The sequence below is a fragment of the Streptomyces sp. 891-h genome, from assembly GCF_022760275.1.
Taxonomy (GTDB): Bacteria; Actinomycetota; Actinomycetes; order Streptomycetales; family Streptomycetaceae; genus Streptomyces; species Streptomyces spirodelae.
In genome coordinates this window covers 6,599,345-6,623,778 of the sequence record NZ_CP050693.1, presented here as the reverse complement: position 1 = coordinate 6,623,778, position 24,434 = coordinate 6,599,345, and the positions used below count along the sequence as shown (strand labels likewise).

The 24,434-nt window shown below is 72.2% G+C and carries 19 protein-coding genes; 5 read left to right on the top strand and 14 right to left on the bottom strand.

The genetic code is table 11. The features are described 5' to 3' along the window. Positions 1-32: 32 nt before the first annotated feature. Together HC362_RS29180 and HC362_RS29175 are read left to right on the top strand one after the other, a co-directional pair. Positions 33-1,235, top strand: a complete 1,203-nt coding sequence (locus HC362_RS29180; protein WP_243087154.1) for an aminoglycoside phosphotransferase family protein — start codon at positions 33-35, stop codon at positions 1,233-1,235. A 417-nt stretch (positions 1,236-1,652) separates the two neighbouring features. Then, on the top strand, positions 1,653-3,545 hold the full coding sequence (locus tag HC362_RS29175) for an N-acetylmuramoyl-L-alanine amidase (protein WP_243088872.1): 1,893 nt from the start codon (positions 1,653-1,655) through the stop codon (positions 3,543-3,545). A gap of 68 nt (positions 3,546-3,613) precedes the next feature. On the opposite strand, the gene HC362_RS29170 is transcribed toward HC362_RS29175, so the two are convergent. From HC362_RS29170 to HC362_RS29140, 7 genes are all read right to left on the bottom strand, one after another. Beyond that, positions 3,614-4,111: a hypothetical protein gene (locus HC362_RS29170; RefSeq protein WP_243087153.1), complete on the bottom strand. Its 498-nt coding sequence runs from the start codon at positions 4,109-4,111 to the stop codon at positions 3,614-3,616. Positions 4,112-4,159: 48 nt separating this feature from the next. Continuing rightward, positions 4,160-6,178 carry an ATP-binding protein gene (locus tag HC362_RS29165; protein ID WP_243087152.1) on the bottom strand — a complete coding sequence of 673 codons (2,019 nt, stop codon included), beginning with the start codon at positions 6,176-6,178 and terminating at the stop codon, positions 4,160-4,162. Between the two features lie 171 nt (positions 6,179-6,349). Continuing rightward, positions 6,350-6,589, bottom strand: a complete 240-nt coding sequence (locus HC362_RS29160; protein ID WP_209238062.1) for a DUF397 domain-containing protein — start codon at positions 6,587-6,589, stop codon at positions 6,350-6,352. A 145-nt stretch (positions 6,590-6,734) separates the two neighbouring features. After that, positions 6,735-7,925, bottom strand: coding sequence for a thiolase domain-containing protein (locus HC362_RS29155; protein ID WP_243087151.1), 1,191 nt, complete (start codon positions 7,923-7,925; stop codon positions 6,735-6,737). After that, positions 7,922-9,073, bottom strand: coding sequence for a thiolase domain-containing protein (locus HC362_RS29150; RefSeq protein ID WP_243087150.1), 1,152 nt, complete (start codon positions 9,071-9,073; stop codon positions 7,922-7,924). Before HC362_RS29150 ends, HC362_RS29155 begins: the two co-directional genes overlap by 4 nt. Continuing rightward, positions 9,070-10,077, bottom strand: a complete 1,008-nt coding sequence (locus HC362_RS29145) for an OB-fold nucleic acid binding domain-containing protein (protein WP_243087149.1) — start codon at positions 10,075-10,077, stop codon at positions 9,070-9,072. Before HC362_RS29145 ends, HC362_RS29150 begins: the two co-directional genes overlap by 4 nt. Before the next feature lie 59 nt (positions 10,078-10,136). Beyond that, entirely contained in the window at positions 10,137-10,937 is an 801-nt protein-coding gene (locus HC362_RS29140) for a crotonase/enoyl-CoA hydratase family protein (RefSeq protein ID WP_243087148.1), read from the bottom strand. A gap of 221 nt (positions 10,938-11,158) precedes the next feature. Here HC362_RS29140 and HC362_RS29135 point away from each other — a divergent pair, with 221 nt between their 5' ends. Beyond that, positions 11,159-12,811, top strand: coding sequence for an acyl-CoA synthetase (locus HC362_RS29135; protein WP_243087147.1), 1,653 nt, complete (start codon positions 11,159-11,161; stop codon positions 12,809-12,811). Positions 12,812-12,832: 21 nt separating this feature from the next. Here the strand turns inward: HC362_RS29135 and HC362_RS29130 are convergent, their stop codons facing one another. The 7 genes from HC362_RS29130 to HC362_RS29100 form a co-directional block, all read right to left on the bottom strand. Beyond that, positions 12,833-13,552 (bottom strand): alpha/beta hydrolase, encoded by a 720-nt coding sequence (locus tag HC362_RS29130; RefSeq protein ID WP_243087146.1) that lies wholly within the window; start codon positions 13,550-13,552, stop codon positions 12,833-12,835. A gap of 20 nt (positions 13,553-13,572) precedes the next feature. Then, positions 13,573-15,024, bottom strand: a complete 1,452-nt coding sequence (locus tag HC362_RS29125; protein ID WP_243087145.1) for an amino acid permease — start codon at positions 15,022-15,024, stop codon at positions 13,573-13,575. Positions 15,025-15,188: 164 nt separating this feature from the next. Next, positions 15,189-16,742, bottom strand: coding sequence for an acyl-CoA synthetase (locus tag HC362_RS29120; protein ID WP_243087144.1), 1,554 nt, complete (start codon positions 16,740-16,742; stop codon positions 15,189-15,191). Positions 16,743-16,781: 39 nt separating this feature from the next. Beyond that, entirely contained in the window at positions 16,782-17,888 is a 1,107-nt protein-coding gene (locus HC362_RS29115; protein ID WP_243087143.1) for a nitronate monooxygenase, read from the bottom strand. 108 nt (positions 17,889-17,996) lie between these two features. Further along, positions 17,997-19,589 carry a protein kinase gene (locus HC362_RS29110; protein WP_347568503.1) on the bottom strand — a complete coding sequence of 531 codons (1,593 nt, stop codon included), beginning with the start codon at positions 19,587-19,589 and terminating at the stop codon, positions 17,997-17,999. A 194-nt stretch (positions 19,590-19,783) separates the two neighbouring features. After that, positions 19,784-20,983: an acyl-CoA dehydrogenase family protein gene (locus HC362_RS29105; RefSeq protein WP_243087142.1), complete on the bottom strand. Its 1,200-nt coding sequence runs from the start codon at positions 20,981-20,983 to the stop codon at positions 19,784-19,786. A gap of 105 nt (positions 20,984-21,088) precedes the next feature. Further along, positions 21,089-22,387: a M20 family metallopeptidase gene (locus HC362_RS29100; RefSeq protein ID WP_243087141.1), complete on the bottom strand. Its 1,299-nt coding sequence runs from the start codon at positions 22,385-22,387 to the stop codon at positions 21,089-21,091. A gap of 202 nt (positions 22,388-22,589) precedes the next feature. Between HC362_RS29100 and HC362_RS29095 the strand changes: the two genes are divergently transcribed. After that, complete coding sequence (locus tag HC362_RS29095; RefSeq protein ID WP_173868609.1) at positions 22,590-22,784, top strand: hypothetical protein; 195 nt, start codon at positions 22,590-22,592, stop codon at positions 22,782-22,784. 143 nt (positions 22,785-22,927) lie between these two features. After that, positions 22,928-24,427: a hypothetical protein gene (locus HC362_RS29090; protein ID WP_243087140.1), complete on the top strand. Its 1,500-nt coding sequence runs from the start codon at positions 22,928-22,930 to the stop codon at positions 24,425-24,427. Positions 24,428-24,434: the final 7 nt, after the last annotated feature.

The window sequence follows — 24,434 nt, the reverse complement described above, 5'->3', positions numbered from 1 at the left end:
CCCGTCGGCACACGAAGGGATCTCGCGCGCCCATGTATTCAGCCCCATCCCCCGTGTCCGTGCAGCGCCGACCGCGTGCGGCCCCCGCGCCGCAGCCGTACGGAAGGGGACCGGCAGTGCTGGCTCCCGATCCGTCGCGCGATCCCTCGCGCGCGCCGGGCCTGCCCGGCCCGCGCGCCGGCGCACGTATGGGCCTTCGCGCGCCCAGTACCGTGTCCCAATCCGTCAGCGGGAGGCTGGACTTGTCCGGCCCGCAAGGCGCGCAGCTCCGTGCCGCCATCGCCTCGATCCACCGGATCTGCCCGGAGTTCACGCCGGTCCAGCTGCTGCGCAAGCGAGGGCGCTCGGTACTGCTGGCCGGAACAGCGGGCCGCAACACCGTCATCGCCAAGTGTCTGCTGGACCACTCCCCCGCCTGGGCCGAGCGCTTCCAGCACGAAATAGCGGCCTACCGCGCGTTCGTGCGGCACCGGCCGCCCGTGCGGACCCCCCGGCTGATCGCCGCCGACCCGGACACCTGCACACTGGTGATCGAAAGGGTGCCCGGCAGGGTGGCGGCGGCGCAGCGGCATCCGTTCGAGGCTCCGCCGCGCGCGGATCTGCGAGCGGCGATCGGCACCTTCCGCCGGGTCAACCAGTGGGAGCCGCCGCCCTCGCTGTTCGAACGCCCCCTGGACTACCCGGCGCGGCTGTCCCGCTTCCACGAGCAGGGGCTGCTGACCGACCGGGACCTGGGCGACCTGCAGAAGCTGCTGCACGGACTGGCGCAGACCCGCCGCCCCGGCGGCCGACGGGGAGTGCCCTGGCAGTTCTGCCACGGGGACGCCCTGCTGACCAACGTGATGCTCGGTCCGACGGGGCCCTCGCTCGTCGACTGGGAACACGCCGGCTGGTACCTGCCCGGCTACGACCTGGCGTCGCTGTGGGCGGTGCTCGGGGACGCGCCACTGGCGCGCCGCCAGCTCAGCCAGCTCGCCCAGGCGGCCGGCCCCGCGGCACGGGACGCCTTCCTGGTGAACCTGATGCTGATCCTCACCAGGGAGATCCGCACCTACGAGATGGCGGTGCAGCGCACCATGCGGGAGCCCTCGGCGCAGGTCGCGGCCGAGGCAGCGGCGGCGGTCAGGGCCGGTGGGATTCCGACGGGCGAGGAGCAGCGGCTGCTGCTGCGCAGGCTGCACGACGACTGTGCGACCGCGCGGCGGGCCGTCCGTGCCGCGGTCGGCACCCGCTGAACCGGATGAGGTCACCCGATCGGGTGGGGCGCAGCGGCGTCACCGGTCTGCACCGGTGACGCCCCGGGTGCCCGTCACACCCGGCCACCCGGTCGACGTGCGACGTTTCCCGCCGGTCTGTCGGCCGAACGTGTGCGTCGTGCGGAATGATTGACGGATCGTCGGCAAATGGGTACGTCTGAGGACTGCTCGCGCACGTGATCCCACGGCGCCCAGTCCGAGGAGGCGGCATTGCCACGATCCGTCCGTGCCCCTGACAGCACCACCGCCGACGACGGCCGCAGCGACACAAGCGGCGGCAAGCCAACCGGCAGACGTTCCGGCAGACGTTCCGGCAGACGCAGCGACAGACACCTCAGCCGGCGCGGTCCCCGCAGCGCGGTCGTCGGCGCGGCGGCGGCCGCCCTCGTCGTACCGCTGCTGGCGGCCGGCACCAGCGCGAGCGCCAAGCAGCCCCGCCAGGACACGCTCCAGGAGCAGTTCACCGCTGCCGCCGACCGCTACCAGGTGCCCGAGAAGGTGCTGCTCGGCGTCTCGTACCTTCAGTCGCGCTGGGACACGCACCAGGGCGCGCCCAGCGTCTCGGGCGGTTACGGCCCGATGCATCTCACCGACGCGCGTACCGCGCTGGCCTCCTCCCGGCAGCACGGCCACGCCGGTTCGGAGGACGCCCGGGGCGACAGCGCGCGCCCCGCCAAGGTCGCCGCGGAGCCGGCCACGCCGAAGCGGCCGGGGAAGCTGCCCGCACGACTGCGCACGCTGGAGCGCGCGGCCGAGCTCACGGGGGTCTCCCCCGGCCGGCTGCGCACCTCGACGGAGGCGAATGTGCGGGGCGGCGCCGCGCTGCTGGCGGACGCCCAGCGGCGGCTGGGTCACCCGCTGAGCGCCGATCCCGCCGACTGGTACGAGGCCGTGGCCGCGTACCCGGGTGGCGGCCGGGGCGGGCCGAGCGCCACGGCCTTCGCCGCCGACGTGTTCGAGGTGCTGCGGGAGGGTGAGCGCCGCACCACCGACACCGGCGAATCGGTCACCCTCCGGGCCACGCCGAAGCTGCGCGTCCCGGCCGCCGCCGACCGGGCACGCCACGCCGACAGCCGGGCCGAGTGCCCGCGCAGTGTGGACTGCGAGTGGTACCCGGCGCCGTACGAGAAGTGGACGGACAGCAACGGCGAGGAGGACTACGGCAACCACGACAAGGCGCGGCGGCCCCGGTCGCAGAAGATCGACTACATCATCGTGCACGACACCGAGGGCAGCTACGAGACGACGCTCGATCTGGTGACCAATCCCAAGTACGTCTCGTGGAACTACACGCTCCGGTCGTCCGACGGCCATGTGGCGCAGCATGTGCGCAACAAGGACGCCGCCTGGCACGCGGGCAACTGGTACGTCAACTCCAAGTCGGTCGGGCTGGAGCACGAGGGGTTCCTGACCGACCCGGACGCCTGGTACACGGAGGCGATGTACCGCAGTTCGGCGCGGCTGGTGAAGTACCTCGCCAAGCGGTACGACATCCCGCTGGACCGCCAGCACATCCTCGGCCACGACAATGTGCCGGGCCCGACGGCCTCCAGCATCAGGGGCATGCACACCGACCCGGGCCCGTACTGGGACTGGCAGCACTATTTCACGCTGATGGGCAAGCCCTTCACGCCCAAGGCCGGGCCGCGGTCCGGCGTGCTGACGATCCGGCCCACCTACGACAAGCACAAGCCGCTGTACACGGGATGTGAGTCAGCGGGCAAGCCCTGCCCGGAGCACGGCTCGTCCGCCGTTCGGCTGCACGAGGCGCCGGACGCGTCGGCGCCGCTGGTCAAGGACGTCGGGCTGCGGCCGGACGGCTCGCCCTCGACCACGGGAGTCAACGACACCGGGGCCCGGGCCACCACCGGCCAGCAGTACGCCGTAGCGGACCGGAAGGGCGACTGGACGGCGATCTGGTACCTCGGCCAGAAGGCGTGGTTCCACAACCCCGCCGACCAGCCGACCGCTGTTCCGGGACGGGGCGCCGTGATCACCCCCCGTGCCGGGCTGGACGAGATCCCGGTGTACGGGCGCGCCTACCCGGAGGCCTCCGCCTTCCCCGAGGGCGTACCCGTGCAGGCTCTCTCGCCGCTGCCGTACAAGGTGGCGGCCGGTCAGCGCTATGTCGCGGGCCTGAAGACGTCGGGCGAGTACCTGTACGCGGTCACCTACGACCCGGACGCGAAGAACTTCCAGGTGGTACGGGGCAAGCAGCGGTACTACCAGATCCAGCTCGGTCACCGGGTGGCCTTCGTCAAGGCCGAGGACGTCCGCGTCCTCCGCTGAGCGGGCACGGGCCCGAGGGCGGCCGGCACAGCGCGTGCCGGCCGCCCTCGCGGCGTACGGCTACCGGGTCACTGCTGGAACATCTCCGCGGGCAGCGGCTTGAGCAGCGCGTACAGGTCGTTGGTGATGGGCCGGTCCCAGCTCGCGATGGTGACCAGCACACCGTCGCTGCGGTCGAACTGGACGCAGGAGATCCGGTCTTCGGAGAGCTTGATACGGCGCATGATCAGCAGGTTGTCCTCGTGCATCACCGGGTCGTCCTCCGTACCGACGACCTCGACGTGCTCGTCGTTCTCCAGCGCGGAGAGGAGCTGCGCCACCTCGAACGGGATCTCGCCCTCGGCGACCTCCCGGGCCGGGGAGCCCTCGGGCAGATTCCCGATGATCATCGCCGGGCCGCGGCCGCCGAACAGGTCGTAGCGCAGGAAGACGCCCTGGCAGGTGCCGTCCGGTGCGGGCAGCAGACCGGCCCCGAGATTCCCCGGCCAGTCGGACGGGTCCATGGCCAGGACATCGAAGTCCGGGCCTGCGGGCACGGCGGCGCTGCGGCGGCGGAGGAACGACATGCCGCAATAGTACGTGGCCGCTCGTGATCGCCCCCAGTCAGTGCCCCGTTACCGCCGGGCGCCCCGCTCCGCCAGGAGGGTGCGGGCCAGAGCGAGGTGTTCGCCGTGCAGTCCGGCGCGCTCGCAGGCGGCGATTCCCTCCAGCAAGAGCTGCTCGGCGCGGTCGGGTCTGCCGCAGTGCAGGAAGGTGAGAGCGACGAGAGCGGGGGTCTCGCAGCCCCAGGGGTCGTCGGTCCAGGACAGCCCTGCCGCGACGGCTTCCTCCGCGTGCCGGAGCACCGTGGCGGCGGGCTCCCCGCACCGCAGGGCCTGCCAGGCGCGGAGGGCCGGGTGGGACGGCGCTCCCTCGGTGCTGTCGGCGCCCTGGGAGGCTTCGGTGGCGCCAGTGTCGTCGGTGGCGTCAGCGCCCTCAGTGGCGTCAGTTTCGTCGGCGCGGGCCCCGGCGCGAGGGCCGGCCCCGGCGTTCAGCGCGCGCCACACGGTCAGCTCGGCGTGCAGCGCCTCCCGCTCGGCGGGTGCGCTCGCGCGTCGGGCCTGCGCTTCCAGCGCTCCCAGGGCCTCCCGTCCGCGCCCGGCACGGGAGAGCGCCCGCGCCAGGAGGCGGACGGCGGCCAGGCGCAGCTCGGCGCCGCAGGCGGGCTCTTCGAGCGCGGCGCGCAGCGGGTGCACGGCGGCGGCCGGGGCGCCGGAGCGGAAGGCGGCTGCGGCCAGCTCGTACAGGACCGTGGGCCGGTCGCGCGAGGCAGGCGGCTCCCGCAGGGCTCGCCCCAGGCACCGGTAGGCGGCCTCGGGCGCGCCCGCCACCGTGTACTCGTGCGCCGCCCGCCGCAGCTGCTCGACGAGGTCCAGGTCACCGTCGGGGTGCACCTCCAGCAGATGGCGCACCGACGAGCCGTACGGGCTGCCGGGGTCGGCTGCGAGCGCGGCTGCCGTCTGGCCGTGCAGGGCCGTACGGATGCTCGCGGGTACGGCGCGGTAGACCTCTGCGGCGACGGAGGGGTGGGCGAAGGAGAGCGGTTCGCCGTCCGCGCCGTCGGGCACCTCCAGCACCCGCGCCGCGCGGAGCCGGGCCACAGCGCCCCGTGCCGTCTCGCCGCGGAGCCCGGCGACTCGCGCCGCGAACGGGAGCGTGGCGTCGGCGCCGAGCACGGCGACGGCCCAGCAGAGCCGTACGCAGTCGGGGCCGAGGTTCTGCAGCCGGTGCGGGAGCTCCGCTCCGGGCGCCGGTGGTGCGAGTCCGGCCAGCCGCGGCACGCTGTGGTGGCGCGGCTCCAGGCCCGCATCGCGCGCCTGGTGCAACAGCTCTGTCACCGCGCGCGGGTTGCCGCCGGTGAGTTTCCGGCACTCTTCGGCGAAGGCGGTGTCGGCGACCTCGGCAGTGGTGTCCCGGGCGAGCCGGGCGACGGCGTCGGTGCTCAGCTCGGTCAGGCCGTACGGCGGCTCCGGCGCCCCGTCCGCGGCCGCCCGGAAGGGCGCCGCCTCGGGGCGCAGCTCCTGGGGGTCGTAGCCGAGCGCGCACAGCAGCCGCAGTCCGGGGGCGCGCGGCGCGAACCCGGTGAGCCAGGCCAGCGACGCGGGGTCGGCCCAGTGCGCGTCGTCGACGAGGACGGCGAGCGGCGCGTGGCGTACGGCGAGGTGGCCGAAGAGCCGGTCGAGGGCCAGGCGCACTCCGCGCGGGTGCGGCACCACGGTGCTGCCGGGGGCCGGGAGTCCGGCGGCGGGTGCGGCCAAGTCGTACCAACTGCCCAGCTCGGCGCGGAGCTCCCGTTCGTCGAGTGCGGGGCGCAGCGGTGCGAGCAGTCGGCGGACGACGTGGAAGCCGACCTCCTGTTCCTGCTCGCCTCCGCACGCGTACAGCACGGTGCCGCCGCGTGCGGTGACGTGGGCCGCGGTCTCGCGCAGCAGCGCGGTCTTGCCGAGTCCGGCCGCTCCGGTGAACGCGAGGAGACCACCCGTGGACGCCGCTCTGTTGTCGGTGTCGGGTGCTGCGGGGACGCCGGTGCCGCACAGCAGGGTGACGGCGCGCTCGACAGCGGCGAGTTCGGCCTCCCGCTCCAGCAGCGCCACCGTCGCCGTCCTCGCCGTTTCGCCGTCCGCTGTCTGTCCGTTGTTCCCGCCGTTCCATCTCCCGGGCGGATTCCGGCGGATTCCCTCCGGGACGGGCAGAGCTTACGCCCGCGGGCGGTGCCCGTGCCGGCGAAGGCCGAAAGCCGTGACACCGGACGTCGCGTCGGGGCCTCAGGTCAGATCGAACTCGCCCTCGCGCGCCCCGCGCACGAAGGCGCGCCACTCCCCCGGGTCGAAGATGAGCGCGGGCTTGTCGGGCTGGCGACCGTGCCGCATCGCCACGAACCCCTCGACGAAGGCGATCTCGACATCGCCGGTGCCCCGGCTGCTCGACTGCCACTGTGCCCGGCTCAGGTCGAGTTCGGGCTGCCCGATGGTGCTGTCGGCCACGCTGGTGCTCCTCCCGGTCATCGTCCGTCCCGGCGCCACCCTAACCACGGCCCGGGCCGCCGGGACAGGGCGCGGAACGGGGGAAAACGAGGGGATACGCCCCCTCCCGCACCCGCTGTGGCACCGCGGACACGGCACGGGTTCGCAGCACTGTGGCCCGGTGGCGTCACGTCCCGGGCGGCTCGGTTCCGACCAGCCACATGGCGAAGAACTGCGAGCCGCCTCCGTAGGCGTGTCCGAGCGCCCTGCGCGCCCCTGGGACCTGATGCGCGCCTGCCGTACCGCGTACCTGGAGGGCCGCCTCGGCGAACCGGAGCATCCCCGAGGCGCCGATCGGATTGGTGGACAGCACGCCGCCCGAAGGGTTGACCGGCAGGTCGCCGTCGAGTTCCGTCGCCCCGGACTCGGTCAGCTTCCATCCCTCGCCCTGTTCGGCGAAGCCGAGGTTCTCCAGCCACATCGGCTCGTACCAGGAGAACGGCACATACATCTCCACGGCGTCGATCTCGCGGCGCGGCTCGGTGATACCCGACTGCCGGTAGACATCGGCCGCGCAGTCGCTGCCCGCGCGGGGCGAGACCGCGTCCTTGCCCGCGAAGAGCGTGGGTTCGCTGCGCATGGCACCGCCCTGTACCCAGGCAGGCGGGCGCGGGGCGCGCGCGGCGCCCGCGCGGTCGGTCAGCACCATGGCGCAGGCCCCGTCGGAGGAGGGGCAGGTCTCCGAGTAGCGGATGGGGTCCCACAGCATCGGTGAGGAGCGCACCTTCTCCAGGGTGATGTCCTCCTCGTGCAGGTGGGCGTACGGGTTCTTCAGCGCGTTGCGGCGGTCCTTGTAGGCGACCAGTGCGCCGATGTGGTCGGGCGCCGAGGTGCGGTGCATATAGGCCCGCACATGCGGAGCGAAGAACCCGCCGGCTCCCGCCAGCAGGGGCTGCTGGAACGGGACGGGCAGCGAGAGGCCCCACATGGCGTTGGACTCGGACTGCTTCTCGAACGCCAGGGTCAGCACGGTGCGGTGCACGCGAGCGGCCACCAGACCGGCGGCCACCAGCGCTGTGCTGCCGCCGACGGAGCCTGCCGTGTGCACCCGCAGCATGGGTTTGCCGACCGCGCCGAGAGCGTCCGCCAGGTACAGCTCGGGCATCATGACGCCCTCGAAGAAGTCGGGCGCCTTTCCGATCACCACGGCGTCGATGTCGGCCCAGCCGAGCTCCGCGTCCTGGAGTGCCCGTGCCGCCGCCTCCCGCACCAGCCCCGCCATGGAGACGTCTCGGCGGGCCGAGACGTGCTTGGTCTGGCCGATGCCGACGACGCCGACGGGCTCCTTGCCGCTGCCGGGCCGGGTCTGGCCGCTCATGTGTGGCCCCCTTCGCCTTTGCCTACGCCGTCGCCCTGACCGTCGCCCTTCCCGTCGGACTCCAGGACCGCGACGAGGTTCTGCTGGAGGCAGGGTCCGGAAGTGGCGTGCGCGACAGCACGGCGGGCCTCGCCGCGGGAGACGCGCGCCGCCGCCTCACCGATCCGTACGAGCCCGGCCGCCATGACGGGGTTGGCCGCCAGCGGGCCGCCCGAGGGGTTGACGACGGTGTCCGCACCGAGCCGCAACGCCTTGCGCAGGACGACCTCCTGGGAGGTGAAGGGTGCGTGCAGTTCGGCGAGGCCCGGCGGCGGTGCACCGGGGTCGAAGAGTCCGGCGCGCTCGGCCGCCAGCCGGGTGGAGGGCGAGTCGGTGAGGTCGCGTACGCCCAGACTGTGCGCATCGATCCGGTGGTCCATTCCGCGGATCCAGGCGGGACGCCGGGCCAGGCGGCGCGCCGTGTCCCCGGCGGCGAGCACCACGGCTGCGGCACCGTCGGTCACGGGCGGTACGTCGTGCAGGCGCAGCGGCATGGCCAGATAGGCGCTCTCCAGCAGCGTGTCGGCGCCCGGTGAGCCGCCCAGTTGGGCCCAGGGGTTGTCCTCGGCCGCGTTCCTGCTGCGTGCGGCGATCCCGGCCAGCTCCCGCTCGTCGGTCTCGCCCGCGTCCAGCAGGGCGCGGGCCTGGAGGGCGGCGAGCGAGAGGGAGTCGGGCCACAGCGGGGCGACGTAGTAGGGATCGAGCTGCCGGGTGAGGACCTCGGGCAGGTCGCCGGCGGAGGACTTGCCGTAGGAGTACACCAGTGCGGTCTCCGCCTCACCGGTGAGGATCTTCACCCATGCCTCGTAGAGCGCCCAGGCGCCGTCCATCTCCACATGGGACTCGGAGATCGGCGGCCAGGCGCCCACCCCGTCCAGCGCCATGGTGAAGGAGAAGGGGCGCCCCGCCAGGTAGTCGCAGGAGCCGGAGCAGATGAAGTCGAGCTCTCCGGTGGACAGTCCCGTCCGGTCGAGCACCTCGCGCAGCACCGGCATCAGCATCTCGACCTCGGACAGGTTGTCCGCCGCGCGTACGTGCGCCGTCTGCGCGAAGGCGACAACGGCGACGTCGCGGGCGCCCGTTGAACCGTTCACCGCTCCGCCTGTCACAGCAGCTCCTTGTACGTCTCGTACTCGGCGTCGGGCTCGCCGGTGGGCCGGTAGTGGTCCGGATAGCGCCCGCTCTCGGCCCATACGGGCTCCACGCGCAGGCCCATGCGCACCTGGTCGTAGGGGATGCCGGCGATCCGGCCGTGCAGCGCGAGCCCGGCGCCGTCCAGCGCGATGTGCGCGTAGACGTACGGCACGTCGATGTCCAGGCCCTTGGCCTTGATGTTGACGACGCAGAAGGTGGTGACGGTCCCGCGCGGGCCGACCTCGACCTGTTCGCCCGTGTGCACCCCGCAGGTGGGGCAGGCGCCGCGCGGCGGTACGTACACCTTGTGGCACCGGGGACAGCGCTCGCCCAGGGTGCGGTGGGTGGCCAGCGCGTCGAGGTAGCGGGTCTGTGCCCGGCCGGGCGTGTAGGTGTAGTCGAGGCGGGCCGGTGCGACGATGCCGGTGACGGGGTCGGCGAACTCGCCGGTGTGCGGCTCGGGCCGGTGGACCGGTTCGCGCTCGCCCGCGGGCCCGGAGCTGTCGCCTGCGGGTCCGAAGCGGTCGCCCGCGGGCTCGAAGCAGGCGATGTCCGTGATGGTGCCCGCGCGGTCCGCCGCCCAGCGGATACGGACGCGCATGCCGGTGCTGACCGAGTCGGGTCCCTCCGGCGCGTCCAGTGCGTGCAGGAGGGCGGTGTCGGCACCGTCCAACCGGACCAGTGCCCAGGCGAAGGGGTGCCGCAGGGGCTGACCTCTGCGCGGGTTGCCGTTCCACGACCAGGTGGTGACGGTGCCTTCCTGTCCGACCTCCACCAGGTCGCGGATCTCCTCGCTGGTGACGGGGTCGTACTCGGTGGGCGGTACGACGACGCGGCCGTCCGACGCCTGGACGCCGAGGACCGTTCGGTCGCGGAGCCCGCTGAGGAAGGCGCTCTGAACGGGGCCGAGGGAGCGGGTGAAAGGGAACTCGACGACGAGGGGTGCGCTGAGAACTCTGGGTGAGGGGACCGCGTTCAAGGGTGGGTACCTTCCCGTGAGGTGGCTGAGGCTCCGGGGCTGCCGCCGTTGCCCGGCCTTCACTCCCGCCTGAACCGCGGCGGGCGCTTCTGGGCGAAGGCCCGTGCGCCCTCCTTGGCGTCCGCCGTCTCGAAGACGGGCCAGCCTCGCTTCAACTCGGCGGCCAGACCCTCCTCTTCCGTCATGGCTGCCGTCTCGTAGACGGACGCCTTCACCGCCTCGACGGCCAGCGGCCCGCAGGCGTTGATCCGTTCCGCCGTCTCCAGGGCCGCGTCCAGCGCTGTGCCGTCCGCCACCACGCGTCCGATCAGCCCGATGCGCGCTGCTTCCTCCGCGCTGTACGGACGCCCCGTCAGCAGCATCTCCAGCGCGTGCGTCTGGGGGATCTGCCGTGGGAGCCGGACCGTCGAGCCGCCGATGGGGAACAGGCCGCGACGTACCTCGTAGAGGCCGAACACGGCGCTCTGCCCGGCAACGCGGATGTCCGTGCCCTGGAGGATCTCCGTTCCGCCCGCCACGCAGTGGCCCTCGACGGCGGCGATCACCGGTTTGCGCGGCCTGTGGTGGCGAAGCATCGCCTTCCAGTGCAGGTCGGGGTCAGCGCGCAGCCGCTCGCGGTGAGGACCGGCTGCCATGCCGTCGCCGGCGAGGGCCTTGAGGTCCATGCCGGCGCAGAAGGTGCCGCCCGCGCCGGTGAGGACGACGGAACGGACCGTGTCGTCCGCGTCGGCCTCCAGCCAGCCGTCGTACAGGCCGACGAGCAGCGGAAGCGAGAGGGCGTTCTTCGCCTCGGGACGGTTGAGGGTGAGCACCAGGGTGGCGCCCTGGCGTTCCACGGTCAGATGCTCGGTGCCGCTCATCGCGGTTTCTCCCGTCTGCCGGCCGCCTCGGGACCTGGAACAGGTTGCAGTAAGACCGCGCGGACTTCAAGAGTTTTCTGACGCGGCGTCATATTTCTTCCGCGGAAGCCCTTCCCGTCAGCACTCGCCGGTGCTCTGATGACGCCGGACGACACGAGCACGTACGGGGGGCGCACACGAGACGAGCGGGTACGCCGGGCCGGGGTATGGAGGAGCGCGCCGTGGAGTACAACCTTGCCGATCTGTTCGAGTCGATCGTCGACACCGTCCCCCACCGTGAGGCACTGGTGCACCTGGACCACCCCGGCACCGGCGCCGAGCGCAGGCTCACCTACGCGGAGCTGGACCGGGCGGCCAACCGGCTCGCACACCACCTGACGTACGCGGGCGTCGGGCCCGGCGCGCACGTCGGGCTGCATTTGTACAACGGTGTCGAGTACGTGCAGACCCTGCTGGCCTGTCTGAAGATCCGCGCCGTCCCCGTCAACGTCAACTATCGCTATGTCGCGGACGAACTGGCCTACCTCTACCGGGACGCCGACCTGACCGCACTCGTCTTCGACGGCGAGTTCACCGACCGGGTGGCCGCCGCAGCCCCGGGCGCCAGGAAGCTGCGCCACCTCGTACGCGTGGGCGGCCGGCCGCGTGTCCGGCAGCCGGGGCCGGACATCGCGCTCACCGTCGCCCCGATCGGCGTCGCCGAGTTCGCCGAAGCGGAGGCGGCCGGGTCACCGGAGCGGGACTTCGGCCCGCGCTCGCCCGACGACCTGTTCCTCATCTACACCGGTGGCACCACGGGAATGCCCAAAGGAGTGATGTGGCGGGCCGAGGACCTGTTCTTCGCCGGGCTCGGCGGTGGCGCGCCCACCGGCCGGCCGGTCTCCCGCCCCGAGGAACTTGCCGAGCGCGTCGCGGCCGGCGGCGAGGGGCTGGTCTTCTTCCCTACTCCCCCGCTGATGCACGGCACCTCCACCCTGACCCTCTTCATCGGGCTCAACTACGGCCAGAAAGTGGTGCTGCACCGCAAGTTCGTCCCCGAGGAGGTGCTGCGCACCATCGAACGCGAGCGGGTCACGGCGGTCTCGCTGGTGGGCGACGCGATGCTGCGCCCCCTGGTGGACGCGCTGGCCGGACCACTGCGCGGCACCGACTGCTCGTCCCTGCTGGCGGTCTCCAGCTCCGGGGCGATCCTCTCCGAGACGGTACGGAATCAGTTCACCGCGCTGCTGCCGCACACCACCCTCATCAACAACTTCGGTTCCTCCGAGTCCGGGTTCAACGGCACCGCGACAGCCGACTCCGGCCCGGCGAAGGGCTTCCGGATCACTGTCAACGACCGCACGGCCGTCGTGGACCCCGCAACTCACCGACCGGTGCGGCCCGGCGAGGCCGGCCGTATCGCGCTGCGCGGGCATGTGCCGCTCGGCTACTACAACGACCCGGACAAGAGCGCGGAGACGTTCTTCCAGGCGGACGGCGCCCGGTGGGTGCTGCTCGGCGACATGGCGACCGTCGACGAGGAGGGGGTCGTCACGGTGCTGGGGCGGGGCTCGCAGTGCATCAACACCGGGGGCGAGAAGGTCTACCCGGAGGAGGTGGAGGAAGCCCTCAAGTCGCACCCGGACGTCTACGACGCGCTCGTGGCGGGAATCCCCGACGAGCGGTGGGGCCACCGCGTCGCGGCCGTGGTCCAGCCCCGGGCTGCCGCCTGTGCGCTGACCGCCGAGGGGGTGCGGGAGCATGCCCGCACCCGGCTCGCCGGTTTCAAGGTGCCGCGCACCATCGTCATCACGGAGCAGATCCAGCGCTCTCCCAGCGGCAAGGCCGACTACCGGTGGGCCCGGCGCACGCTGGAGAGCTCACGCCCCTCCTGACGCCCCGGAGCGCACTGGGATTCAGGACTCTTTCAGAAGGGACTCCTTCAGGAAGTCCAGGACCGCCCTGGTGAACTCCATCGGCCTGGCCTCATGGACCAGGTGCCCCGCGCCGTCGACGGTGAGGACCCGCGCGTCGGGCATCCGCTCGGCCATCAGCCGCAGGTCCTCCTGCGGAAGGTGGCTGCCGTTGCCGCCGCCCACCAGCAGCGTGGGCGCTGTGACGGCCTCGAGCCGCTCCCACCAGCGCGGGTCGGGGTCGTTGCGCTGCCGGGTCCACTGCACCTTGACCTCCCAGTCGAAGGCAGGGGTGCCCGGCGGCGGTTCGGGGACCTCCTGCGGGGGCCGGACCGGCCGCATCGCTGCGGTCTCCTCCAGCACCAGACGGTCCACCCGCCCGGGGTGCTGCTGGGCGAACAGATAGGCGACGACGGACCCGAAGGAGTGGCCGACCAGGATCGCCTTGCCGATGCCGAGCTCGTCCAGAAAGCCGCGCAGGTCGCCGACGAAGTCGTCCATGGCGTAGCTGCCGGGCCAGTCGCTCTCCCCGTGGCCGCGCAGGTCGAGCGCGTGGACGGGGTGCTCCCCCACGAGCGCCGAGATGAGGGGGCCGCGCCAGTCCTCACCGTCCTCACCGAGACAGTGCAGCAGGACGACGGGGACACCGTCGCCCTCGCCCCAGGAGCGGTAGCTGAGCCGGATGCCGCCCGTGTTGACCGTCTGCGTTCCGTTTTCGCTCATACGGGGGACCGTACTATCTGTCACCTACCGCTTCCCGGAGAGGGCGGAAGGGTGTCGGAGGGCCGCCTGGCCAGTTCGGACCTGCGGTAGGAGTAGCCGAAGTACACCACCATGCCGATGACGAACCACACGGCGAAGCGCAGCCACGTCTCCGAGGTGAGGTAGGTGGTCAGCCAGAGGGAGAAGACGACGCCGAGCGCCGGGGTGACGGGCATGCCGGGGACCTTGAAGGTGCGGGGCAGGTCGGGGCGGCGGTAGCGCAGCACGATGACCGCGACGCAGACCACGACGAAGGCCAGCAGGATGCCGATGTTGGTCAGCTCGGCGGCCTCCTGGATGGGCAGCAGGCCCGCGATGACGGCGGAGACGCCGCCCACGATCCAGGTGACGCGCACGGGCACGTGCCGGACGGGGTCGGTCTTGGCGAACCACTTGGGCAGCAGCCCGTCGCGGCTCATGGAGAACCACACCCGGGTGACGCCGAGCATGAAGGTGAACATCACGGTGAGGATGCCGATGATCGCGCCGACGGCGATGATGTCGGCGATACCGCCGAGCCCCACGGACTTGAAGGCGGTGGAGAAGCCGCTGTCGGGGTCGATGTCCTTGTAGTTCTGCATACCGGTCAGCACCAGACAGACGGCGACGTACAGCACCATGGAGATGACCAGCGAGTAGATGATCGCCTTGGGCATGTGCTTCTGGGCGTCGGTGGACTCCTCGGCCGCCGTGCTCATGGCGTCGTAGCCGAAGACGGCGAAGAAGACGGTGGCGGCACCGGTGAAGGCGCCCGAGATGCCGAACGGGAAGAACGGGTGCCAGTTGCCGGTCCTGACGTGGAAGACGCCTACGACGATGACCAGCAGGACCACCGCCACCTTGAGGCCCACGACGATCAGCTCGAAGCGGGCAGCGTTCTTGATGCCCCGGGTGAGCAGATAGGCGATCAGCAGGCACAGCACGGCGGCGAACAGGTCGACGCGGTGCCCGTCACCGCTCCCCGGCGCGCCCAGCATCCAGGCGGGCAGGTCGATGCCGGTCTCTCCGAGCAGGAAGGAGAAGTAGCCGGAGATGCCGATGGCGACCACGGCGACGATGGCCGTGTACTCCAGCAGCAGGTCCCAGCCGATGAACCAGCCGCCGAGTTCGCCCAGCACGGCGTAGCCGTAGGTATAGGCGGAGCCGGCCTTCGGGATGAGTCCGGCGAACTCGGCGTAGGAGAGCGCGGCGCAGGCGCTGGCCAGTCCTGCGACGAGGAAGGAGATCAGCACGGCGGGGCCCGCCTTGCCGTTGGCGACCGTGCCCGCGAGGCTGAAGACACCGGCTCCGATGATGCCGCCGACGCCGATCGCGGTCAGGTGACGCAGGCCGAGGGTGCGCGAGAGCCGGGGTCCTGCTCCGCCCTCGGTCTCCTCGATGTGCTCGATGGGTTTGCGGCGCAGTACGCCCTCGCCGCTCCAGAGCCCGGCCATGGGGTCCTCCTGACGTTGGTGCGTATGACGGCGTCGCCGTGGACGGCACCCACGACGCCCCGTGATCATCATGGCCGCGCCAGGAAGGGGTGAAAAGTGGCCACGAGGTCTGGTTTGGGCAAAGATCCAAGACGTACCCGTCTGGTCTCACCCGAGGACGCCGGTCACAGCGGCCGCTCCCGTTCCTTCCAGTACGGTTCCCGCAGTCTGCGCTTGTAGAGCTTGCCGTTGGGGTCGCGGGGCATCTCGTCGGTGAAATCCACCGTTCTGGGGCACTTGTACCCTGCGAGTCGGCCGGCGCAGTGCTCCAGGATCTCCGCCGCGAGCCGCGGCCCCGGTAGCCGGCCCGGCGCCGGTTCGACGACGGCCTTGACCTCCTCGCCCCAGTCGTCGTGCGGCACTCCGAAGGCGGCGGCGTCCGCCACCGCCGGATGGGTCAGCAGCGCTGCCTCGATCTCGGCGGGGTAGATGTTCACGCCGCCGGAGATGATCAAGTCGATCTTGCGGTCGCGCAGGAAGAGATAGCCGTCCTCGTCCAGATACCCCAGGTCACCGACGGTGAAGAAGTCCCCGATCCGGTTCTTGCGGGTCTTCCCCTCGTCCTTGTGGTACGAGAAACCCCCGGTGCTCATCTTCATGTAGACGGTGCCCAGCTCGCCGGGGCCGAGCCGGTTGCCGTCGTCATCGAAGACGGCCAGTTCGCTGATCGGCCAGGCCCTGCCGACCGTGCCGGGCTTCTTCAGCCAGTCGTCCGCGGTCGCGAAAGCGCCACCGCCCTCGCTCGCCGCGTAGTACTCCTCCACACAGCCGCCCCACCACTCGATCATGGCCCGCTTCACATGGTCGGGACAGGGCGCGGCCCCGTGGATGGCGTGCCGCATCGAGGAGACGTCGTAGGCGGTGCGCGTCTGTTCAGGCAGCGCGAGGAGCCGGTGGAACTGTGTCGGCACCATGTGCGTGTGCGTACAGCGGTGACGGTCGATCAGCCGCAGCATCTCCTCGGGGTCCCACTTGTCCATCACCACGAGCCGGTGCCCGAGGTGCAGCGCGGCGGCTGCGAACTGAAGCACGGCGGTGTGGTAGAGGGGCGAGCACACCAGATGGACGTTGTCGTCGAACGGCTTGATGCCGAAGATGCCGAGGAAGCCGCCGAGGTGCGTCTCCTCCGGCCGCTTTCCGGAGAGCGGCCGCCGGATTCCGCGTGGGCGGCCGGTGGTGCCCGAGGTGTAGTTCATCACCCAGCCGCTGGTGCGGTCCCGCTCGGCCGGCGGCTCGTCCGGTTGGCCGCTGAGCAGTTCGGCGTACGGGCGGAAGCCGTCGATCTCCCCCACGCAGTAGCGCCGCGCGTACGGCACCTCCGCCTCGTGGGCGGCCGCCCGTACCGGTTCCGCGAAGCGCGCGTGTGCCAGCAGCGCCTTGGCGCCGGAGTCGGAGAGTATCCACGCGATCTCGGGGCCCACCAAGTGGTGGTTGACCGGCACCATGTACAGCCCTGACTGGGCGGCGGCCAGATAGGCGGCGATGAACTGAGGACCGTTGGGCAGTACGGTCGCGAACGCGTCGCCCGCCGCGAGACCGGCCTCCCGGAGGGCGTGCGTGAGCCGGTTGCACTCCGCGTGCAGCCGGGCGGCCGACCACTGCTCGCCGTCCGGCGCGACGAGCACCGTGCGCCCGGGATCACGCCGGGCCTGCGCCCAGAATCCGTTGGGTGCCTCCACCGTGGCTCTCTCCTTTCGGGGGCGTACGGGCGAAGCTGCTCACTGCCGGTCCGCGAGGGCGTTGAGACGGGCCAGGGTGCGTTCGAAGCCGCGTGTGAGGTCGTCGACGACCGCCTGCACCGACCGGCGGCTGTTCATGGAGCCGACGATCTGCCCCACCGGGGTGCCCAGCAGCGGTTCCACCTCGTACCGCTGGATGCGCGAGTTGGCCTCCGCGACCAGCAGCCCCTGGAGGGGCATGGGCAGGGTGCCGGGCCGGCCCTCGCCGTCCTCCCAGGCATCGGTCCAGGCGGTCCGCAGCTGCCGCGCGGGCTTCCCGGTCAGCGCGCGCGACCGTACGGTGTCGCCGGACCCGGCGGCCAGCAGTTTGCGGGTCAGCGCCCGGGAGCCCAGATCCGCCTCGGTGGTTGTCAGCCACACGGAGCCGAGCCAGGCACCCTGCGCTCCCAACGCCAGTGCGGCCGCGAGCTGTTCGCCGCTGCCGATGCCGCCGGCGCACAGCACGGGCAGCGGGTCGACGGCGCGTACCACCTCGGGCGTGAGCACCATGGAAGCGATCTCCCCGGTGTGGCCGCCCGCCTCGTACCCCTGGGCCACCACGATGTCGATACCCGCCTCCTTGTGCCGCTGCGCGTGCCGGGGGCTTCCGGCGAGCGCCGCCACCGGGATGCCGCTTCGGTGGGCGCGCTCGATGACGTCGGGCGGGGGCGAGCCCAGTGCGCCGGCCAGGAGTTGGATCGGATAGTCGAAGGCCACGTCGAGCTGGCCGCGGGCCACGTTCTCCAGCCAGCCGGTGATGCGCCAGCCGCCGCTCTCGCCCTCGGGGAGCTCGGGGACGTCGTACGCGGCCAGGACGTCGCGCACATAGCGCCGGTGCTCCTCGGGGATCATCGCCTCGATCTCGTCCTCGCTCACGCCTTCGACCTTCTTGGCGGGCATCACCACATCCAGGCCGTACGGCAGTCCGTCGGTGTGCGCGTCCAGCCAGTCGAGGTCGCGGCGGAGGTCCTCGGCCGCGCCGTAGCGCACGGCGCCGAGCACCCCGAAGCCGCCCGCGCGGGTGAGCGCCGCCGCGACGGCCGGGAAGGGCGTGAAGCCGAAGATGGCGTGCCGGGCTCCCAGCTTTCTGCTCAGCTCCGTCTGCATGGGCGGCAGGATGCCGCAGCGGCGCCGAGGAGGGAAGACGTTTTCTGATGCCGCGTCAGATAGTCGCTTGTTCAGGCCCGTCAGCCAACTCCCGTGAGACGCCCGCCGTCAGACCGTCGCCGCCTCCCCCGGGCGGCCCAGCCGCTGAAGGCAGTGCGCCTCGTCGTTCCTGCTGGCCACGGTGGCCGGATCGGCGGGGCCCAGGACACGCTCGCGGACGGCGGTCACCTGCCGGTGCACCTCCAGTGCCTCCGCCCAGCGCCCGAGCCGCCCCAGCGCGTGCCCGAGCTCATGGCGGACCGCGAGAGTGTCGGGGTGGTCGGGGCCCAGCACTGTGGCACGGCCGGCCGCTGTGCGGACGTACTCCTCCAGCGCCTCGCGGTGGCGCCCGAGCCGGGCGAGCGCTGAGCCGGTCTCGTAGCGGCTGGCGAGGGTTTCGGGGTGGTACGGACCGAGCAGCCGTTCGCGTTCGGCGGCGACCGCGCGGTGCACCTCGTACGCCTCCTCCCAGCGGCCGAGCCTGCCCAGCCGCAGCCCGGCGTTGTGCCTGCCCGCCAGCACGGTGAGCCGTTCCCGGGGCAGCGGGGAGCGCATGGCGGCGCGCGGGGCCTGCCGCGGTATCCGGGGCGGCGTGTGCGGCGGCGCCACATGGGTGGTGTCCGCGGACTCGCGCGTGAGCTCATCGGGCCCGGCGCCCTCGGTCCAGCGTCCCGTGAGCCCGCTCAGCCCGGGTGCCCACGTCGCGGCCCGCGGCCGTGTCGCGAGGGCGCCACCGGCCGCGAGGCCGCCGTCCATGCCGTGCGTCCACGGCGGCACCGTGCCCCTCGCACCCGTCCCGGCGCCGTGGAGATGGGCCCGGGCGGCGGCCAGCTCGTCCGCCAACTGCTCCGCGCCGTACGGGCGTTCGTCCGGCGCTTTGGCCAGCAGCCGCAGGATGGCCGCCTCCAGCGGCGGCGGCAGGTCCGGCCGGTGGGCGCGCGGCGGCACCGGCGGGGTGTCGCGGTGCCCGACCAGTACGGCCCAGGGGTCGCCGCCCTCGAACGGGGGCGCTCCGGTGGCGATCTCGTAGAGAACGCACCCGAACGAGTACAGGTCGCTGCGGTGGTCGACGGCAGAGCCCGCGATCTGCTCCGGCGACATGTAGTGCGGGGTGCCCATCGCGACGCCGGTGCCCGAGAGCTTGGCGGTGAAGCCGATGTCGTGGGCGAGGCGGGCGATGCCGAAGTCGCAGATCTTGACGGCACCGTCCTCGGTGCGCATGACGTTGGCCGGCTTCAGATCGCGGTGCACCACCCCCTGGGCGTGGGTGTAGGCCAGTGCGCCCGCGACCTGTTCGGCCACGTCCACGACCTCGGCGACGGGGAGCGGCCGCCGCTCGTTGTCCACCAGGAGCTGACTGAGGTTGCGCCCCTCCAGCAGCTCCATGACCAGGTAGAGCAGCCCGTCGTCGTCCCCGAAGTCGTGCACCACCGTCACGCCCCGGTGCTGGAGCGCGGCGGCGACGCGCGCCTCGCGGCGGAAGCGTTCGCGCAGCATGCTCACGAACGCCTCGTCGTCGCGCCGGGCCAGGGGTTTGAGGCACTTGACCGCCACCCGCCTGCCCAGCGACTCGTCACGCGCCCGCCACACTTCGCCCATGCCGCCGCGCCCCACACGATCGAGCAGCCGGTACCGGCCATGGATCAGGGTGCTGTGCGCCATCCCTGTTTCTCGCCCCCGTAGTTGCCGCTTTCCGTCCCTCCCCTGTCTGCCCAGTATGGCTGCCTCGTTCCTGCGCGTGTATGCCAACCGAGGACGAGGTGTACGCGTTTGACTGGTTCGCTGCGGTACAGGCGTATACGGACGTGTTCGTTGGCGTGGATGGTGCGGAAGTTTCCTCCCCGGCGGGGAGCGGGTCAGCGCCGTACGCGTGGCATGCCCAGGCCGATCCAGGAGATGATCTCGCGCTGGATCTCGTTGTTGCCGCCGCCGAAGGTGAAGATGACGGCGCTGCGGTACCCGCGCTCCAGTTCGCCGCCCAGCACCGCGCCCGCCGAGCCGTCCTTGAGGGGGCCTGCCGCGCCGGTCACCTCCATCAGCCAGGCGTAGACGTCCCGGCGGGCCTCGCTGCCGTAGACCTTGACGGCGGAGGCGTCGTGCGGGGTCAGCGTCCCCTTGTCGAGGGCGTCGACCATCTGCCAGTTGAGCAGCTTCATCGCCTCCAGCCGGGCGTGTGCGCGGGCCAGCCGGGCGCGGACCCAGCCCAGGTCGATGACGCGGCGCCCGTCGGAGAGCTTGGTCTCGCACGCCCAGCGGCGGGTGTCCTCCAGGGCGCGGATGGCCATGGTGCCGTGCGCGGCGAGCGTGACCCGCTCGTGGTTGAGCTGTGTGGTGATCAGCTTCCAGCCGCCGTTCTCCTCGCCCACCCGGCGGCTCGCCGGCACCCGCACGTTCTCGTAGTAGCTCGCGGTGGTGTCGTGCGAGGCCAGGGTGGTGATCAGGGTGCACGAGTAGCCGGGGTCGCCGGTCGGTACGAGCAGCATGGTGATGCCCTTGTGCGGCTTGGCTTCCGGGTCGGTGCGCACCGCGAGCCAGACCCAGTCGGCGGTGTCCCCGTTGGTGGTCCAGATCTTCTGCCCGTTGACGATGTAGTGCCCGGTCCCGGTGTCGCCCTCGCGTACCGCGCGGGTGGTGAGGGACGCCAGATCGGTGCCCGCGTCCGGCTCGCTGTAGCCGATGGCGAAGTCCAGCTCCCCGGAGAGTATCCGGGGCAGGAAGAACTCCTTCTGCTCCTCGGTGCCGAAGCGCATCAGGGTGGGCCCGACGGTGTTGAGCGCCATCAACGGCAGCGGGACGCCCGCCTGCGCCGCCTCGTCGAAGAAGATGAACTGCTCGACGGCGCTCATCCCCCGGCCGCCGTACTCGCGCGGCCACCCCACGCCCAGCCATCCGTCCCGGCCGAGCTGCCGTATCGTCTCGCGGTAGAACCGCTTACGGGCCGCCGGCTCCTGGTACCGGGTGTGCGCGTCCTCGGGCACGAGCCCGTCCGGGCCGGTGAAGTAGTCCCGCAACCGGGCCCGCAGCTCCTGCTGTTCGGTGGTGTATTCGAGGTACACGGTCCCCTCCGCTCCACGACGGTGTGCCGATGGCGGCGCACACAGTAGAACGTGTTCCACCACAAGGGAATGCCCGCCGCACTCCGGGGACCGCGGAGTGCGGGCTCAGCCCTCGGTCGTCCGCGGCCGCGGGGCCAGCCAGGCGAGGGACGCGGTGACCAGCGCCCGCACCCCCGTGTCCAGGGTGGGCTGGAGCACCGGTGCGAAGCGGGGACTGTGGTTGCCGGGGATGTCCTGGTGGACGGTTCCGGCGCGCTCCGCCTTCCAGTAGGTGTCCGGGTCGGTGCCGCCCAGCCCCCAGTAGGTGCTGGGGCAGCCGAGTCCGGCCGGCAGCTCGCCGAAGTCCTCGCTGGCCGGAACGGGCCCCGTGGTCAGCGCCCGGTGCTCGCCGAAGTAGGCCGCGAAGGCCGCCGCCACCCGATCGGTGGCCTCCTCGTCGTTCTCGGTCACGGAGAACTCGCTGAGGGTCTCGAACTCCGGTTCGCGGTCCGCACCGGCGGTGGCGCACTCCCCTACGACGATCCGGCGCACCGCGGCCAGCACGCGGGAGCGGGCCTCCTGCTCGAAGGTACGGATGTTGAGCTGGATCTCGGCGCTGTCGGGGATGATGTTCGGACCGCTGCCCGCGTGGATCGCGCCGACGGTCACCACGGCAGGGGTGGTCGCGGAGATCTCCCGGGAGACGACGGTCTGCAGCCGCAGGACGGTCGCCGCTGCCAGCACCACGGGGTCCAGGGTCCGCTCAGGCATCGAGCCGTGTCCGCCGCGCCCGTGGAAGGTGACCCGGAGGCTGTCCGAGGCCGCCATCATGACGCCCGCCCGGGTCAGCAGGGTGCCCGCGGGCACGGGCAGCACATGCTGGCCGAGCGCCACGTCCGGCCGGGGGATGCGCCGGGCGAGCCCGTCGTCGACCATGGCGCGGGCGCCCGAGCCGTTCTCCTCGTTCGGCTGGAAGAGCGCGACGAGGGTGCCCCGCCACGCGTCCGTCTCGGCCGCCATCAGGCGCGCCGCGCCCAACAGACAGGTGACGTGGACGTCGTGGCCGCAGGCGTGCATCACCGGGTGTTCGACCCCGTCCGCGTCCGTGCCGGTTTCTGTCGAGGCGTAGGGCAGCTCGGTCTGTTCGCGTACGGGCAGCGCGTCCATGTCGGCGCGCAGCAGGACGGTGGGACCTTCGCCGTTGTGCAGTACGCCCACGACCCCGGTGCCGGCGATGCCTTCGGTGACTTCGTAGCCCCACTCGTTCAGCGCCTGCGCGACATGCCCTGCCGTCCGCCGCTCCTGGAAGCCGAGTTCGGGGTGCTGGTGGAGGTCCTTGTAGAAGGACTCCAGGCTGTCGCGGATGTCGGACAGGCCGGCCAGCACCGCGTCCGCGGCGACGGTTGTGGGGTCTTTGTCGTTCACGGAGGGCCCTTCCACGGGGGAGATGTGTGCCACGGGGTGCGTGTGTCCCACGAGGTGGAGCTTCCACCGGGAGCGCGGCAGCGACACGACCCGTTCAGGGGCGTTAGCCGAGGAATCACCCAGTTGCCAGCTTCATACGATCCGTCCGATCTGTGAAGCTGGTGAAACTCATGGTGACCGTCCCCTACATCAGGAGTGACTGGTGATTCTCTCGATTTCGGGTGTCGTACTGCTGGGCCTGATCGTCTTCCTCTTCTTCCGCAAGGACAACCTCAAGGTCTCCCACGCACTGGTGTGCGCCCTCTTCGGCTTCTACCTGGCGGGCACCGCCATGGCACCCAGCATCAAGGCGGGAGGCGAGAGCCTGGCGAGCCTGCTCGGCGGGCTCAAGCTCTAGCTCCGCGAGGCCGAGGAGGCCCACGCGGCAGACGAGGACGACGAGCCGACAGGGCCGACAGGGCCGACGATCAGTCAGCGGGCCGGGAGGAGCTGGGCGTGGGGCGGTGGGCGGTGCCGTCGCGGCGGGACACACGGAAACTCGTGCGTGCCACCACGGACGGCGTGCTCGACGTACTGCACCCAGTGCTCGTCCTCGGCAGGGGAGCGCGCTGTCTGGCGGCGCACGGCCGGGCCTGGTGGGCGCGGACGCCCAGCGAACGGCGGGGTCCCACGCTGTTCGCCGTCGCCGCCTGCGGGGTCCTGCTGTGGCTGCTGCCCTACGGCCCGGTGCTGGCGGTGCTGGGTGCGCTGGCCACCACCGCCTGGTACGGCAGGCAGGGCCCGGCCGGTCCGGGCACCTTCCGTGCGGGCCCCACCACCGGGGAGCGCGCTCGGCTGCAGACGGTGTACGAGGCGCTGGTGCCGTACTTCGCGCTGGACGGCGACCCGCACCCCGAACCGCTGTACGCGTACGACGGCCGATGGGAGCGCGCGTTCGAGGAGTTCGCCTTCCGGGACGGCCGGATCTGCGAGCTGCTGCTGCGCTACCCGGCCTCCTTCCGCGACGGCGAACTCGCCGAACGGCTGCGGGTCGAACAGCTGCTGGCCGCCAAGACGGGCCGCGGCCGCGAGTTCCGCTTCTGCTGGGACGAGGAGTGCAACCTGCTGGAGATGACGGCGCTGGAGCCGCTGCCCACCGGCATCCACGCCCAGCCGTTCGTGACCGCCCCCGGCGAGACGGTACTCGGCTTCACGGACGGCTGCGAGATCACAAGGACGGTGCCGGTGTGCTTCCTGGACGAGGACGCGCCCCGCGACGTACCGCCGGTGATGTGGCGTACCGGACCACGCTCGACGGAAGCGCACCTGCTGGCGGTCGGCACCCCCGGTTCGGGCACCAGTTCGCTGCTGAGGTCACTCGCCCTCCAGGCGCTGGGCCGCGGCGAGGTGCTGTTCGTGGACGGTGACGGGGGCGGCGAGTTCGCGGCTTTCGCGGCGCGGCGCGGCGTGCTGGGTGTGGAGACCACGCTTCCGGGCGCGCTGTCCGCGCTGGAGTGGGCGGCGCGTGAGACGGAGCGCAGGCTGCTGGAGACGAGCCGGTACCGGCAGCGCGGCGAGCCCGTTCCCCAGGAGACGAGCCGGCCCCTGTGGGTGCTGGTGGACCGTCCGGCGGCGCTCACCTACCTCGCACGGACCCAGGGGCGGACCGATCCGCAGGAGCTGCTGCGGATCCCGCTGCGGCACGGCCGCGCGGCCGGGGTGACCGTGGCGGTGGCCGAACAGTTCGACGGCACGGAGGAGTTGGGGGACGCCGTGCTGACGTACACCAGGGCGCGGGTGGTGCTGGGTGCCGTCTCGCCGGAGCAGGTGGGCGGCGTGCTGGGCGAGGCGCCGCAGACCGGACCCGCACCGGACGTACCGCCCGGCCGGGGCTTCGCACGGCTCGGCCACGGCCCCGTGCTGCGGCTCCAGGTCCCGGCCACCCCGGACCCGCAGGACGAGACGGCGCGCGAGGCGGCGCGCAGCGCGGTCCAGGAGCTGCTGCCCGAGCCGGTCCGCGCCCCTGCCGATGAGGAGCACCGGCAGGTGCTGTTCCGGTAAGCGGGTG